Source organism: Sneathiella sp. HT1-7 (genome assembly GCF_020731145.1).
Taxonomy (GTDB): domain Bacteria; phylum Pseudomonadota; class Alphaproteobacteria; order Sneathiellales; family Sneathiellaceae; genus Sneathiella.
On sequence record NZ_JAJFZN010000004.1, the window covers coordinates 461,143 to 474,598 of the forward strand.

The 13,456-nt window shown below is 50.0% G+C and carries 19 protein-coding genes; 8 read left to right on the plus strand and 11 right to left on the minus strand.

All coding sequences use genetic code 11. The annotated features are described in order from the left end of the window. Nucleotides 1-25: 25 nt before the first annotated feature. The 7 genes from flhB to LKE13_RS15825 all read right to left on the minus strand — a co-directional run bounded on the left by flhB (nt 26) and on the right by LKE13_RS15825 (nt 4,093). Nucleotides 26-1,102, minus strand: coding sequence for a flagellar biosynthesis protein FlhB (flhB, locus tag LKE13_RS15795; RefSeq protein WP_227952349.1), 1,077 nt, complete (start codon nt 1,100-1,102; stop codon nt 26-28). 6 nt (nt 1,103-1,108) lie between these two features. Further along, nucleotides 1,109-1,870, minus strand: coding sequence for a flagellar biosynthetic protein FliR (gene fliR, locus LKE13_RS15800; protein ID WP_227952350.1), 762 nt, complete (start codon nt 1,868-1,870; stop codon nt 1,109-1,111). Between the two features lie 17 nt (nt 1,871-1,887). Next, entirely contained in the window at nt 1,888-2,151 is a 264-nt protein-coding gene (gene fliQ, locus LKE13_RS15805; protein WP_227952351.1) for a flagellar biosynthesis protein FliQ, read from the minus strand. Nucleotides 2,152-2,190: 39 nt separating this feature from the next. Next, nucleotides 2,191-2,511, minus strand: coding sequence for a flagellar hook-basal body complex protein FliE (locus tag LKE13_RS15810; RefSeq protein ID WP_227952352.1), 321 nt, complete (start codon nt 2,509-2,511; stop codon nt 2,191-2,193). 20 nt (nt 2,512-2,531) lie between these two features. Beyond that, nucleotides 2,532-2,942, minus strand: a complete 411-nt coding sequence (gene flgC, locus LKE13_RS15815; RefSeq protein ID WP_227952353.1) for a flagellar basal body rod protein FlgC — start codon at nt 2,940-2,942, stop codon at nt 2,532-2,534. Nucleotides 2,943-2,968: 26 nt separating this feature from the next. Then, nucleotides 2,969-3,370, minus strand: a complete 402-nt coding sequence (flgB, locus tag LKE13_RS15820) for a flagellar basal body rod protein FlgB (RefSeq protein ID WP_227952354.1) — start codon at nt 3,368-3,370, stop codon at nt 2,969-2,971. Nucleotides 3,371-3,523: 153 nt separating this feature from the next. After that, the gene (locus LKE13_RS15825) at nt 3,524-4,093 is read right to left on the minus strand and encodes a DJ-1/PfpI family protein (protein ID WP_227952355.1); all 570 of its coding nucleotides are present in this window, start codon (nt 4,091-4,093) and stop codon (nt 3,524-3,526) included. Between the two features lie 360 nt (nt 4,094-4,453). Between LKE13_RS15825 and LKE13_RS15830 the strand changes: the two genes are divergently transcribed. The 7 genes from LKE13_RS15830 to LKE13_RS15860 all read left to right on the plus strand — a co-directional run bounded on the left by LKE13_RS15830 (nt 4,454) and on the right by LKE13_RS15860 (nt 7,591). Then, entirely contained in the window at nt 4,454-4,741 is a 288-nt protein-coding gene (locus LKE13_RS15830) for an EscU/YscU/HrcU family type III secretion system export apparatus switch protein (protein WP_227952356.1), read from the plus strand. A gap of 23 nt (nt 4,742-4,764) precedes the next feature. Beyond that, nucleotides 4,765-5,058 (plus strand): hypothetical protein, encoded by a 294-nt coding sequence (locus LKE13_RS15835; RefSeq protein ID WP_227952357.1) that lies wholly within the window; start codon nt 4,765-4,767, stop codon nt 5,056-5,058. Between the two features lie 79 nt (nt 5,059-5,137). Next, on the plus strand, nt 5,138-5,440 hold the full coding sequence (locus LKE13_RS15840; RefSeq protein WP_227952358.1) for a flagellar biosynthetic protein FliO: 303 nt from the start codon (nt 5,138-5,140) through the stop codon (nt 5,438-5,440). Then, a complete protein-coding gene (fliP, locus tag LKE13_RS15845; protein ID WP_227952359.1) occupies nt 5,437-6,228 on the plus strand; it encodes a flagellar type III secretion system pore protein FliP in 792 nt (263 codons plus the stop codon). Before LKE13_RS15840 ends, fliP begins: the two co-directional genes overlap by 4 nt. Next, nucleotides 6,200-6,763, plus strand: a complete 564-nt coding sequence (locus LKE13_RS15850) for an EndoU domain-containing protein (RefSeq protein WP_227952360.1) — start codon at nt 6,200-6,202, stop codon at nt 6,761-6,763. The genes fliP and LKE13_RS15850 overlap by 29 nt, the downstream gene beginning before the upstream one ends. Nucleotides 6,764-6,772: 9 nt before the next feature. Further along, nucleotides 6,773-7,105, plus strand: coding sequence for a hypothetical protein (locus LKE13_RS15855; RefSeq protein ID WP_227952361.1), 333 nt, complete (start codon nt 6,773-6,775; stop codon nt 7,103-7,105). A 93-nt stretch (nt 7,106-7,198) separates the two neighbouring features. Further along, a complete protein-coding gene (locus LKE13_RS15860; protein WP_227952362.1) occupies nt 7,199-7,591 on the plus strand; it encodes a flagellar basal body rod protein FlgC in 393 nt (130 codons plus the stop codon). A gap of 11 nt (nt 7,592-7,602) precedes the next feature. Here LKE13_RS15860 and LKE13_RS15865 read toward each other — a convergent pair whose 3' ends face one another. Beyond that, on the minus strand, nt 7,603-8,298 hold the full coding sequence (locus LKE13_RS15865) for a 4'-phosphopantetheinyl transferase family protein (protein ID WP_227952363.1): 696 nt from the start codon (nt 8,296-8,298) through the stop codon (nt 7,603-7,605). Between the two features lie 195 nt (nt 8,299-8,493). On the opposite strand from LKE13_RS15865, the gene LKE13_RS15870 reads away from it, so the two are divergent. Beyond that, the gene (locus tag LKE13_RS15870; RefSeq protein WP_227952364.1) at nt 8,494-9,045 is read left to right on the plus strand and encodes a hemerythrin domain-containing protein; all 552 of its coding nucleotides are present in this window, start codon (nt 8,494-8,496) and stop codon (nt 9,043-9,045) included. A 32-nt stretch (nt 9,046-9,077) separates the two neighbouring features. On the opposite strand, the gene LKE13_RS15875 is transcribed toward LKE13_RS15870, so the two are convergent. From LKE13_RS15875 to LKE13_RS15885, 3 genes are all read right to left on the minus strand, one after another. Then, the gene (locus tag LKE13_RS15875) at nt 9,078-11,093 is read right to left on the minus strand and encodes a putative 2-aminoethylphosphonate ABC transporter permease subunit (protein ID WP_227952365.1); all 2,016 of its coding nucleotides are present in this window, start codon (nt 11,091-11,093) and stop codon (nt 9,078-9,080) included. 2 nt (nt 11,094-11,095) lie between these two features. Next, complete coding sequence (locus LKE13_RS15880) at nt 11,096-12,241, minus strand: putative 2-aminoethylphosphonate ABC transporter ATP-binding protein (RefSeq protein WP_227952366.1); 1,146 nt, start codon at nt 12,239-12,241, stop codon at nt 11,096-11,098. 83 nt (nt 12,242-12,324) lie between these two features. Continuing rightward, the gene (locus tag LKE13_RS15885; RefSeq protein ID WP_227952367.1) at nt 12,325-13,344 is read right to left on the minus strand and encodes a putative 2-aminoethylphosphonate ABC transporter substrate-binding protein; all 1,020 of its coding nucleotides are present in this window, start codon (nt 13,342-13,344) and stop codon (nt 12,325-12,327) included. Nucleotides 13,345-13,456 lie beyond the last annotated feature (112 nt).

Sequence of the window (13,456 nt, forward strand, 5' to 3'; positions counted from 1 at the left end):
TCCGTCGTTGCACCATCTGGACCTGCTAGTTCGTCTGTTTCTTTTTGTTGAGCCGCATGACATAGCCGATAATTTCGGCAACCGCCTTAAAATGCTCATAGGGAATTTCATCATCGAGATCGCAGGCTTTGTGAAGAGCCCGCGCAAGCGGAGGATTTTCGACGATTGGAATGTCATTTTCGGTCGCGAGTTCTCGAATTTTTGCCGCAATATTATCCATGCCCTTGGCAACGACCACAGGCGCGCGTTCGTCCTCCGGTTTATACTGCAGGGCCACCGCAAAATGGGTTGGGTTAGTGATCACGACATCGGCTTCCGGCACCGACTGCATCATCCGCTGACGAGAGCGTTCTGCCCGCAAGGCCCGAAGGCGCGCACGGATCATCGGATCACCTTCCGTTTGCTTGAACTCGTCCTTGATTTCCTGCTTGGACATGCGGAGTTCTTTATTGTGATTGTAACGCTGATACATAAAGTCGAGGCCGGCAATAATACTCATCACCGCGACCACCCCCGCCAGCAACAGGAGCGCCTGGTCCTGAATCAGTTCAAGCACTTGCGATACATCGTAAGAGACAATGACAGGAAGCTGGTCCATTGATGGCAGGACAAACAAGATGGCAATCGCCCCCACGAGGGTGATCTTGAAGAGACCCTTCAAAAACTCGACGATTGATTTTAGGGAGAAAAGCCGTTTGAAGCCTTTTAGAAGGGAGAGCTTCTCCAGCTTGGGCTTTATCCGCTCCGCCGAGAAGACCGGACGGTGCTGCACCAAATTGCCAAGCAACCCGGCCATCATCAGCGTGCCGAGTGCCGGCGCCACAACGAAAATAACGGCCCAGCCAAGATCGCCAAAAACCTTCCCCAGATGGAAGCGATCCGTCGCAATGGCGTGAGGTTGTTCAACAAATTTAAGAAGATCAAAAGTAAGGCCGTTACCTAGTCCGGCGACAAAGATCATGACAACCAGCGTGATCCCAATAGTCATGAACCAATGGCTGACCTCCTGCGATTTCGGCACCTGCCCTTTCTTGAAGGCATCTTCAAGTTTCTTCGCGGTCGGTTCTTCGGTTTTTTGGGCATCATCTGTATCGTCAGCCAACTGCCCTTACTCCCCAAGAAAGCGGATTAACGCTTCCTCGTAATAACTGATAAACCACATCATACTGGCACCAATTGTAATCGCCAGAATGGCAAAGGAAAGGATAATTTGCAGTGGCATTGCGACAAAGAAAATCTGCACCTGCGGCATCAGGCGATTGATCAGGCCGATCCCCATGTAAAATGTAATTCCGAAAACCAAAAATGGTGCGGACATTTGAAAGCCGAGCAGGAATGATTGCTGAACAAAATCCGTGATCAGCATGCTGATACTGCCGAAATCCGGGACTGCCCCTACCGGGAATAAACGATAAGTGGCGAAAGTTCCTTCAATAAACAGATGATGCATGTCAGTGACAAATATCATTGTCAGCCCCATCAACGTCATGAAGGTACTCGTGATGGCGCCCTGTGTCATTTGCGCCGGGTCAAAAAACTGCGCGGCAGCAAGGCCGGATTGCTGCGCGATAATTGTCCCTGCCACATGCAGGCTGCTGAGCAGGAGCCGGAGCACACCGCCCATCACAAGCCCGATCACCAACTCCCCGACAATTAGCAACAACAGCCCGATCGGTGTCGACGGTTCCGGAGGGATTTGAGAAGCCGCAAAGGGCATCACAAGAAAACTGACGCCAAGCGCAATGGACAGCCGTACGCGGGTCGGAATAAACGCCTCCCCAAAGCCTGGAACTACCATGAAGGCCGCACCAATACGGACAAACACCACAAGAAAGGCAAAGATATTAACGTTGAGGAATTCGTCCAGCATCTAGCGGCGCCCGGCGATCATACGCCTGAGATACGCTGCGCGATCTGTTCCATCAACCCGATCATGGAAGAAATCATGAATGGCATAAAAATGATCAGGGAGAGAAAGATTGCCAGGATTTTGGGAACGAACACCAACGTCATTTCCTGCACCTGTGTCAGGGCCTGAATAAGGGCGATCACAAGACCAACCCCCAACGCGACCAACATGACCGGCGCAGAGACAGAGAGCAGGACCCAAATCGCCTCGCGAACTACGTCAACGACATCGGTTGGGCTCATGTTGCATCAATCCTTATGCTGTAAAAATACTATTACAGGCTAGATTGGCATTTTTATGATGTCTTGATAAGCCTGAATTACACGATCTCGCACTGCGACCACGGTTTCAAGGGTTGCTTCGGCGTTGCTGACCGCCGTCACGATATCCGCAAGGCCGGTATTACCGGTGATTGCCTCAAGGCTGACCTGCTCCGCATTGACGCCGGTTTTAACCGCATCAGCGCCGGCATCGGACAGCATTTCCGCAAAGCTCGGCCCTTCAATTGCCGCCTCAGAAGCCGCCTCAGGCTTGACGCCCAGAGAACTGTTAATTGCTTTTGAATAAGCTTGTGTCGCCGCTAAGGCGCTAGTATCTGCCATTGTCTACCCTCCACTCGTCCCTATTGTTTCAAGATGTCCAGCGTCCGCATGATCATCTTTTTCGACGCTTCGATAACACCTAGATTTGCCTGATAGGACCGCTGGGTTTCCTTCATGTCCATAATCTCAACCAGGGAATTAACGTTCGGCATCTTGACATAGCCATCCGCATTTGCGGCGGGGTGGCTTGGATTAAACTTGAGGTCAAATTCCGTCTTGTCTTCACCAATACGGCCTACCTTGACTTTGGTCACATTTTCTTCGCGGTCGAGAACATTGCGGAAGGAAATAGTTTTCCGCCGATAGGGATCTTCGTCAGGCGTCTTGCCCATACTGTCCTTATTTGCCAGGTTTTCCGAGATAACCCGCATCCGCTTGCCTTGGGCATCCATACCCGAGGCAGAGATGGACATTGTTTTTAAAAGATCCATGTTACCGGTTTCCTTCTCTAATCCGATTAACGGCGACCAAGGGCTGTTTTTAACATCCCCAGATTTTTCTTATACAGCGATGTGGTCAGCTCATACTGTATTTGCGTTTCAGCGACTTTCATCATCTCTTCTTCAAGGAGCACAGCGTTACCAGTAGGTGTCATTTCGCTTATGTCCCGATTTACCTGTGTCTCATAACTTGTTATTTCATCAACAAAAATATGCTTTTTGTTCGTCCTGTTGATCGAAACACTCTTGTCTTCAGGTGCATCGATCATTTCGCGAAATTCCAGCGGCTTGAGATCACGCGCGCGATAGTTTGGCGTGTCGGAATTGGCAATATTCTGCGCCAGCACCTTTTGCCGGGCGGTCAACCATTTCATTTTCTCCGTCAGCGCGGCGAAAAGAGGAATTTTTTCCAAATTCATATCAGGATCGCTTCTGTTCGCGGTTTTTCCTGACCTTACATTAGGGGAGAAACCTTAACAGACTATGAATTTGAAGAATTTGTGGATGGCAGGCACAAAAAAAACGCCCCGATAAATCGGGACGTTTCTGTCATTCTGAGCTGAGCCGCGCTATTAAGCAGCTTCCCAAGCTTCCGGTTCATAATTCTGTATCCGGTCGGCAAATTTTTCGACCAAGGCATCATCAGCGAGCTTACTCGTGACTAACATATCGTCAATATGCACCTCGGCTTCGACAACCGTCACGCTTTTTTCCAGCAGGACTTCGTTGATTTCCTCGGTGGAAACAACACTCCGTCCTTCCAGCAAATCTGCTTCGGCAAGAACTTTCGGTGCCTCCTCAATCAGAGCAACCGGCTTGTTGTCTTCCATGAAACCGCGCATGAAACGGGCTGTCTGCGGATCAGAAATGAGCCGGTTCACATGGCGCGAGCCACCAGGAATAATAACAGCATCGAAATGATGGGACATAGAGGTTGCAAGATGCGCATTCGCAGGGAAGAAATGTCCCCAGCCATTGCCGTGCCAGCTATTGACGACGCCTTTTTCCGGCGAGACGATTTTAACATCCGCTCCGGTCAGGACGAGAGCCTTGTGCAGGCTTGTCATATGGGATTCTTCAAAACCGTTGGCAACAAGAATGGCAACGGACTTGCCATTTAACGCATTTTCCAAGTCACTCATATAATCCATACCCCTTTAGTTTGTGGCATCCACCGCGCGTTTCAAATTACTGAACGACGGGAGCATTCAATATTACATGGCAATTCTCTACTGGAACGGCCAATCGTGTCACAATGACATTTGTTCAATTTCTTTTGTGCAAATCGGAGCCATCGCTCCTGTCAGTAATGCTGCACAGTGCCGGGAACAATAAATAAAGGCTATGTCGCCATTGCCCAGCGAGGCGGAACATAGTCGTTCCCAATCCGAGTTGCAAGAAAGAAGTTGCATGTTTGGGCCATTTCTGCGCTCCGATTAAGTAAAATTTAAGCACAAATATCTATGTTCAGTGACGCAGGTCACTTCTGGCCGGAGATACTGATGTCACAAAATGAACAAGACACTCCACGAAGCAATGATGACACCATCGCAGTCGCTTTGAATTATGACGAGTCTCCGACGTCGCTGGCCCGGGTAACAGCGAGTGGTAAAGGCGAGGTAGCCGAACAAATCTTGCAATTGGCGTTCGCTCGTGGTGTAAAGGTGCGCACCGATTCTGATTTGGCACAGATTTTGTCAGAAATAGAGGTGGATTGCCCCATTCCACTTGAGGCATTCGCCGCCGTTTCGGAAATTCTGTCCTATCTGTACAAGTGCCAGGATAAATAGTCAGTTTGATTAGTAAGCCTCTGATGAAAAATTTTGCGACAATAAATGCCGATATATCCGACGTACTGAACGACATTACGGAGTATCTGGACCAAACACGACGCGGGATCATGATCGACATGGGATCATTACCGCAAAAAATTGTTCATCTTCAAGGGCGAGTCCAGAACGCACCAAAGGATGAACGGCAGGAATTGTCCCAATTTATGACGCAGGTCATGCAGTCCCTCAACATCCTGTCTGACGAAATTCAGAAACGATATGATTCATTAAGCAGCGATATCAGCACGCTCGAAAACCACACCCATAAAGAATAGTTTTCAAAAACCCTTCAGCCCGCTACTGTATGTCCGTGACGCGTAAAAATGATCGGATGGATATTTTAATGGCAGGCCAATGGATCCCGTACAATACCTGAAATATATTGTCGGCTTGTTGATTGTTCTGGGTCTTATTGCGCTCATCACACTTCTCGCCCGGCGCTTCGGAATGGTGCCGAGAGCTTCTCGGGACCCGTCCGCCCCTAAACGTCTTGCTGTATCTGATGTCATGTCCATAGACGCCAAGCGGCGGCTGGTCCTTGTCAAACGTGATGACCGGGAACATCTCCTGCTGCTCGGTCCGGAACATGATGTCGTTGTCGAGCGGAATATCTCTGTCAATGAAAACGCCGAACAGGGCGATGTGAAAAACGCATGATAAAGTATCGTAAACCGGATCGTCTTTGCGGCATTAAATTGTCCAGTACCAACCTTGCCGCCCTTGCCGTCGCCATAATCGTCATGGCACTCCCGCTTGAGGTACTGGCGCAGTCCGTTTCCCTTGATCTTGGGGAAGATGCGGGCCCGCTGACCGGCCGGATTGTCCAGCTTGTCGTCCTGATGACAGTGCTGAGCCTGGCACCCGCGATACTGATCGTCACCACGTCTTTCACACGCCTGATTGTCGTGCTATCCCTCCTCCGAAGTGCGCTCGGTGTGCAGGCGACGCCGCCGAACGTCGTGATTATCTCCCTCGCCCTGTTTCTTACCGCCTTTATCATGGCGCCAACATTTGAGGCCGCCTATGAAAATGGTATTGTCCCGCTGATCGATGAAGAGATTAACGAGACCGAGGCATTTGATCGCACCGTGATCCCATTCAAGAACTTTATGCTCCAGCATGCGCGGGAGAAAGACATTCTTCTCTTTATGGATTTAAGCGCCACGCCCGAAACTGAAACACCGGAGGATGTACCTCTCCAGGTTCTGGTGCCCGCCTTTATGATCAGTGAGCTTAAACGTGCGTTCGAGATCGGGTTCCTGCTGTTCGTACCCTTCATCGTGATCGATATGGTGGTGGCCTCTATTCTCATGTCCATGGGTATGATGATGTTGCCGCCGGTCATGATCTCCCTCCCCTTCAAGCTGATCTTCTTTGTTCTGGTGGACGGATGGAATTTGGTCGCGAAGAGCCTCGTTGAAAGCTTCGTCAATGGGCCGGGGTAACGGTATCTCCTCTATTTTAAGAATGGTGCCGTTTGGAAGGGCGGGCATTGCCGCCGTTCTGCTTGCCTGCCTCGCCATTCTCTATGTTATCGTCCCGCTTATCTCCAACGAAGCACCCGCGCAAGGGAGCTGGTCTGAGACAACCCCTTCCCTTAACCTCGCACATATCTTTGATGGAGAGATCAACCGGCATGGCAAGCCGGTCGGCTTTCACGTCGCGCCGAAAGAACCTATGGGTGCGACGTCACGTATCAGGAATATTCTGTCCGGACCAAACCGGGCCGGCGTGTATACCGCTATGGTCGAGATATTTGATACGGGCGAACACCGGTGGAAAGAAAAATTCTCCAGCTTCTTTCCCGATGATTTTTCCCGGCAGCAAGTCATCGACAGCATATTGTTCGCCCATTCAAACAATCGCCTACCGGAGGGATCGCGCTGGCGCGGACCGTCGGGACATGGCTTCCTGATCGAAGGATACAGGTTCGGCAATGGCGACATTAATACCGCCTACCCTCTATATGCCAAGGATTAGGCCCCAACCATGCTGGAAATTCATCTGAAGATTGATAAAGAAACGGGTCTAATAGAGGCCGAATTATTCCCTGAAAACATACTGTTGAAAGAGTTCTTTGAAACTGAAATACAAGGAGATATCGCACTCGCCGACTATTTAAAGACAAAGGCAACCGGGCCGCAGGACGAGGATTATGAAATCACTGGCAACGGCTTTACTCTGACTCTCTCCCCTGATCGCTATATTATCACGCCGATCTATGAGGACACGCGCGCGCCAAAAGACGGCCCGCGCGATGATTTCTTTCTACTTCTTGATCACTGGCGTCAGTTTCTAAGTCATGAAACCAGAGAAAATTAACGGTTTGTTAATAAATTAGCTTCTATAACGTTTATATTAGAAAAATATTATTCGTATAAATATTATTTAAAATTGTATTGATTGGAGTCAATAATGACGTCAATTCTGGGTTCAGCCATCAGCGGCATGGCTGCTGCTACCAAACGGGTCGAAGTATCCGCGCAAAACCTTGTCAATGCGAACAGTGTCGGCACGCCCGGCGCTATGGACGAGAATCAATCCTACAAAGCCGTCGAACCCGTTCAAACAACAGACGAAACCGGTGCGCCGAACGTCAAGGTCCGGGAAAAGGATCCGGCAACGGCTCATGTCTATGCACCGCAAAATCCACTCGCCAATCAGGAGGGGCTTGTTGAAAGTCCAAATGTGGATATGGCGGAAGAAATTGTGAACCAGAATGTCGCTCTGCACAGCTATCGTGCAAATGTCAAAATGTTCGAAGTTTGGAGCGAACTTCAGAAAACCGCCATAGATTTAAAAAGCTGATCTCTCAGCACCTAGCCTAAATTTTCAATCGATTTGACAGTGAGCCGGGGCTCAAACAGCCCCGCGATACTGCAGGCGCCAGCGATATTCGCGATTTCTATTGATACAAGGCTCGCCATTGGTTTATCCGGTTTGCGATAAGCGACCGGACGTCCTGCCTCAATCGCGACATCAATATGTCGGGGATCAAGAGCCAATCCTTCTCCGGTAACTTTCATACGGGCTTCTTTCGCGGTCCAAAGCCAGAAGAACAACTCCCTGCGGTCAGTCACCTCTCGCAATGCATTGAGGGCGCCCTGCTCCATCTCCGTATAATAGTGGCGGCTTAAATCGTCGATTTCTACCTTGCGATCAAACATCTCTACATCAACGCCAATTTCCCCGCTTCGCGTAACGGCGAAGACAGCGGTATCGGCCGAATGGGACATGTTGAAATAGATATTTTGTGACGGAAGATAAGGTTTACCGCGTTCGCCTGTCTGTAAGCTGATCTCCGTCGGACCAACATCCATATATGCCGCCAGGATATAGCGAATCTGGCCATGCGCCCGCACATAGCGATTGCGATGAAGATCGAAGCGGAACCGTTCCGCCCGCGCCCGCTCCGCCTCGCTGAGCGCTTGCCAACATCTCTCGTAATCAAGCGGACCACCCTCACCAATATCAGCGTGGTAGATGTGAGTGTTTTCCTGCTCAAACGCGATCATAAAACCATAAACTCATTCAAAGTAACCTTTTTTCCAGCTAATGGCCCATGATAGCGAGAAGAAAACTATTGCGACAGGGCCAAATTCAAGACCCGGATTTTCGTCAATATGAAATCGTCAGTTGATCGCGATCAATGCCATCTCACGCCCCCTCCGTATAGTGACGACTACCTCAAATTAGATCAGGGAGGTTACATGTCGCAGGTTATCGCGAAGCTTCAGGAGGATCACCGGCGAATGTCCGTGCTTCTGGAAGTGTTGGAACGGGAGGTAGTCACTTTCTCGAAGGGGAATAGTCTTAATTTTTTCATGGTAGAGACAATCCTCGACTATATCGTGAATTTCCCTCAAAGATGCCATCATCCGATTGAGAATTTTCTTCTAAAAAGCCTGACCCGCCGAAATCCGGAGGCAGGTGCCGTTGGCGCGGAAATTCTGGATGAGCATGAAGAACTCACAAATATCATTACCCGCTTCTCGAATGAAGTGAAACGCGTCAAGCTGGAAGAACCTATTCTGCGCGAGGAACTTCTCGAGACGGTGTGTGAATATAAGGCGATTTTACATCAACATATGCGTAAGGAGGAAACGATTTTCTTTCCGGCGGCGGCGAAGTCCCTTATTCAGGCCGACTGGGATGTGATTGAAACACGGATGCGCGATAAGGGTGATCCGGTCTTCGGCCGGGAAGCAGATCGCGAATATCGCGCACTGCACAAGGTCATTGTTGATTGGGGGCAAAGGTAAATCAACACCAATCCACTTTTTCCCTCAGTTTTCTACCGTAGTCGCCATGCCTGTGTCCGCTTCAGTATGCCCTTCGAAACAGCGAGATGTATGATGCGAGCGGCGGCATTCGTATAGAAAATCATCATTCCCATTGCGGCGGCGGGCGCCACATCCCCTGCGTCATCCATATTCAGCACCGCGATTGAGGCAAGCGCCGTGTCCGTCGAATACAGGAACACGACTGCCGAAACCGTCGTCATTGCATTCACGAAAAGATAAATCGCGATATCCAATATGGCGGGCATGCAGACGGGCACAGTCACGCGCGCGAACAACTTATAAAAAGGCTGCTTCAGGGAGGAGGCGACGGATTCAAACTCCCCATCCATCTGTTTTAGCGCGGTAACCGCCGTCAGATGCGATACCGTATAGAAATGGGTAATAGTAACAATGACAAGGATCGCCATCGTGCCATAAATAGTGTTGAGAGGATTATTGGGGTCATTGAAAAAGAAGATGTAGGCGAGTCCCAGAACCATCCCCGGAATTGCCATCGGCAGCATCGCAAGGAACTGAAAAATACCACGGCCAAGGCGAAAGCTTCTGGTTTTATCTACCATATAGGCGCCGATAAATACCACAATGGTTCCAAAAAATGCCGTCAACAGGCCAAGCTTGATGGAGTTGCCATAAGCCTCCCATCCGCCGCCATCCATCACATCGAAATTGTAGTTTTTCAGGCTGAGGGAAAGATCATAAGGCCAGAATTTGATCAGCGCCGCAAATTGGCAAACGCCGAGAATTCCAATGATGAAAATCGCGACCAGGCTACAATAAGTAAAGCAAATACGATCAAATTTCCGGTCCGGCTTAGGCTCGAACACCACGGAGCGGGCGGATAGAAGAGCAACCTGCTTCTTCTGCACCTGACGATCAACCGCAAATGCAATAAAGGCGGGCATAAGCAGAACGACAGAGACCACTGCGCCCATCTCAAAATTCTGCTGGCCAATTACTTGCTTATAGATATCGACGGCCAGCATATTATACTGCCCGCCGATCACCTTCGGCAGGCCGAAATCAGTAATTACCAGATTGAACACAACAAATGCTGCCGAGATCAGGCCGTATCGGGCGCCCGGGATTGTGACCGTCCAAAAGGTCTTCCAAGGGCTCGCACGAAGTGAAACCGCCGCTTCATAAAGCCGCGCATCCGAAATGGCAAGCGCCGTCGTGATAATGATAAAAGCGTGCGGAAAAGTGAAGAAGATGGAACCCAAAACAATGCCATAGGGTCCATAAATGGATTCCCCCATCATCACCTCTTTCAGCATCCCCTGATTACCGAAAAGATAGACAAGTGCGATACCGGGCAGAAGAGATGGCACGAGGATCGGAGCCATCGCAATCAGACGAAACATCCCTTTCAGGCGCATGCAGCTTCGGCTCAGCGCATAGGCGAAGGCGAAGGCGAGACTGACGGTGACGATGGTACTGACAATCGAAATAAAGAGAGAATTCTCAATCGATCGAAAGAGCGAGGGCGTCGAGAAATATGTCGTAAAGTTACTAAACCCGAAGGATTGAACCGGGCGAAGAACGATCCGCCGGAACGTATTGGAATCCACCTCACGCCAGTCTGTGCCCGTCATCCGGTCCGAACCGATCAGATAGACCGCGTCCGCTGTCGTTCCACGAATTTTATATAGAACAGGGCTTCGAAAACTGAAATCAGGGAACAAAGGCGTCAGGCTCAGCCGGCCGTCGCTACTCGTCGCCATTTCATCCTGCGGAATAGCGTTCAATTTCTCATTAAGTGCCGCAGCGGAGAAGATCGTGCCATCAAACTTTCCGCTCTCATCGCTGACCTGCAGTTCGATTTGAGAAAGATCAAACTGGAATGTCGAGAACGCTTTCGACAACATGGCATAAAGCGGAAACGCAAGCGTTACGATCAGGTAAAGCGCGATGGCAAAGATAAATCCTCGCATCATCAGATCGTCCCGCCCGAGCTTTAACTTAACGGGCCGCTCATTCGGAAGACTGTCAGGCGTTATTACGCTCATTCCTACTCACCCGCCGGTCGTGCAAAAACCTTTAACCGGTTACTCGGGATTTCAATCACGAGATCCTTCTCTGCCTCTAGATCCAGCCGCCGCACCGCGTTAATGGAAAAATCAGCGATAAGCTCTTGTGCACCAAGCACCTCACTCCTCAGTCGACAACGCCAGAAGGAGCCTAGAAACTCCATTTCGGTAATCCGGCAGTTGATTGCATTATCAGGCTCTTCCATGGGCTCCTTCGCTGATTCCCCATGCGGAATAATATCTTCCGGTCGTACTGCCGCGATTACGTCGCTATCGGGTTGAAAGTCACCACCACCGGACGTAAATTCTTTCTGGCCGACGGTTACCATCGCAGAGGTGCCAAAGATCGCCGGGAGTTTGTTCATCTCACCAATAAAATCCGCAACAAAAAGCGTCGCTGGTTCGCGGTAAATGTCGGTCGGTGTACCAATCTGTTCGATCACGCCATGGTTCATCACCACAATCCGGTCCGCCATGGAGAGAGCCTCTTCCTGATCATGGGTGACCATGATGGTCGTGATACCGAGCTTGCGTTGCAGATCCTTCACCTCATGCCGCAAATGTACTCGCACCTTCGCGTCAAGGGCCGATAAGGGCTCGTCCAGCAGCAAAAGTCCTGGCGACATGGCAATTGCCCGCGCAAGGGCGATGCGTTGTTGCTGCCCACCGGAAAGTTGAGCCGGATATTTTTTCCCCTGATCCGGCAGGCCAACCAGTTCCAGCAATTCCGTGACCCGGGTCGAAATCGCAGTCTTCGAGAGACCTGCATTCTCAAGGCCGAAGGAAATATTTTTCTCAATCGTTAGGTTAGGAAAAAGGGCGTAGGACTGGAAAACAATACCAAAATCCCGTTCCGCTGGTGGCAGGTTGGAAATGTCATGACCTGCCTGTTCAATTGAACCGCGGCTTTGTATGTCAAGGCCCGCGATGGCGCGTAACAGAGTCGTTTTTCCGCAACCCGAGGGACCCAAGAAGCAAACAAATTCGCCTTCAGAAATACTCAAGGAGATATCTCTTAACGCAATAAATTCGCCGAATGCTTTCCACAGGCTATCTATCTTGAGATAGGCCTCCCCCTGAGGCTGAGTTTCATCTAAATCCAATTCACCGGTTGCCTCAGCTAGCATGTTTCCCCGCCCCTAATATTCTAACTCGTACAGTATAAAAAAAAGGCACCGCAAATGCGATGCCTTCTTTTTGGTTGTTTGGATTAGCTCTTGGCCTCTGATTTTGAATCGTAGCGTTTCTGCCACTCTTCCAGAATTGCCTTGCGATTGTTCGCGGCAAATTCAAAATCATTGTCGATCATTTTCTCCAGCAGATTTTCCGGGAAGAATTTGACCGGCTTGGCAACGCCAGGATACGCAACAACGGCATAGCCGGTGTTATACATCACGTTGGCATCCTTCGTAACTGTCCAGTCTACGAGGGTTTTAGCCGCATCGAGATTATCCGTTCCCGCAACAATCGCGGTTGCTTCCATATCCCAGCCAACACCTTCTGTCGGTACGATAATTTCAAGCGGTGCGCCGTCAGCTTTGGATTTTGCGCCGCGGAATGCGAAGGAAACACCGATCGGGATTTCACCAGCAGCCGCAAGTTTACAAGGCTTGGAGCCGGAATGAGTATAACGCGCAATATTCTCATGCAGCGCATCCATATACTGCCAACCACCTTCTTCACCGAACATCTGTAACCAGCTGGAGACGTCAAGGAAGCCGGTACCGGAAGAATTCGGGTTCGGCATGATGATATGGCCTTTATACTCAGGCTTCGTCAGGTCTTTCCAGCTTGTCGGTGCCGTCAGACCAAGCTTTTCAGCCTCAACCGTATTAAAGCAAACAGAGGCAACCCATGCATCCATGCCTGTCCATGTTGGTGGCGTGCTTTTGTCGACAAATTTCTTGTCGAGCATTTCAACACCTTTCGGTGCATATGGCTCCAACATACCTTCTGATTTCATCAGGAGGAGAGAGGTTGCGGCAAGGCCCCAGATAACGTCTGCCTGAGGATTGTTTTTCTCGGCCAGCAGTTTTGCGGTGATGATACCAGTAGAATCACGCACCCAATTGATCTGGATATCCGGGTGAGCTTTATTGAACTCCTCCGCATAGCGCTTCAGGTCTTCTGCTTCAACGGCCGTGTAGACAGTCAGCTCGGCTGCCATAGCACTGTTCGCAACGAACAGGCCCGCAATGGCGGTCAAAGCCAATTTCTTCAATTGTAACATTTTGTCGCTCCCCCTTTTAAGAGATTAGTTGAGAATTAAACTTGATCATACCCACAAAGATCCACAAAGATCCAAATTTGAATCACAATCATTTGTTACTCAATGCAATAGT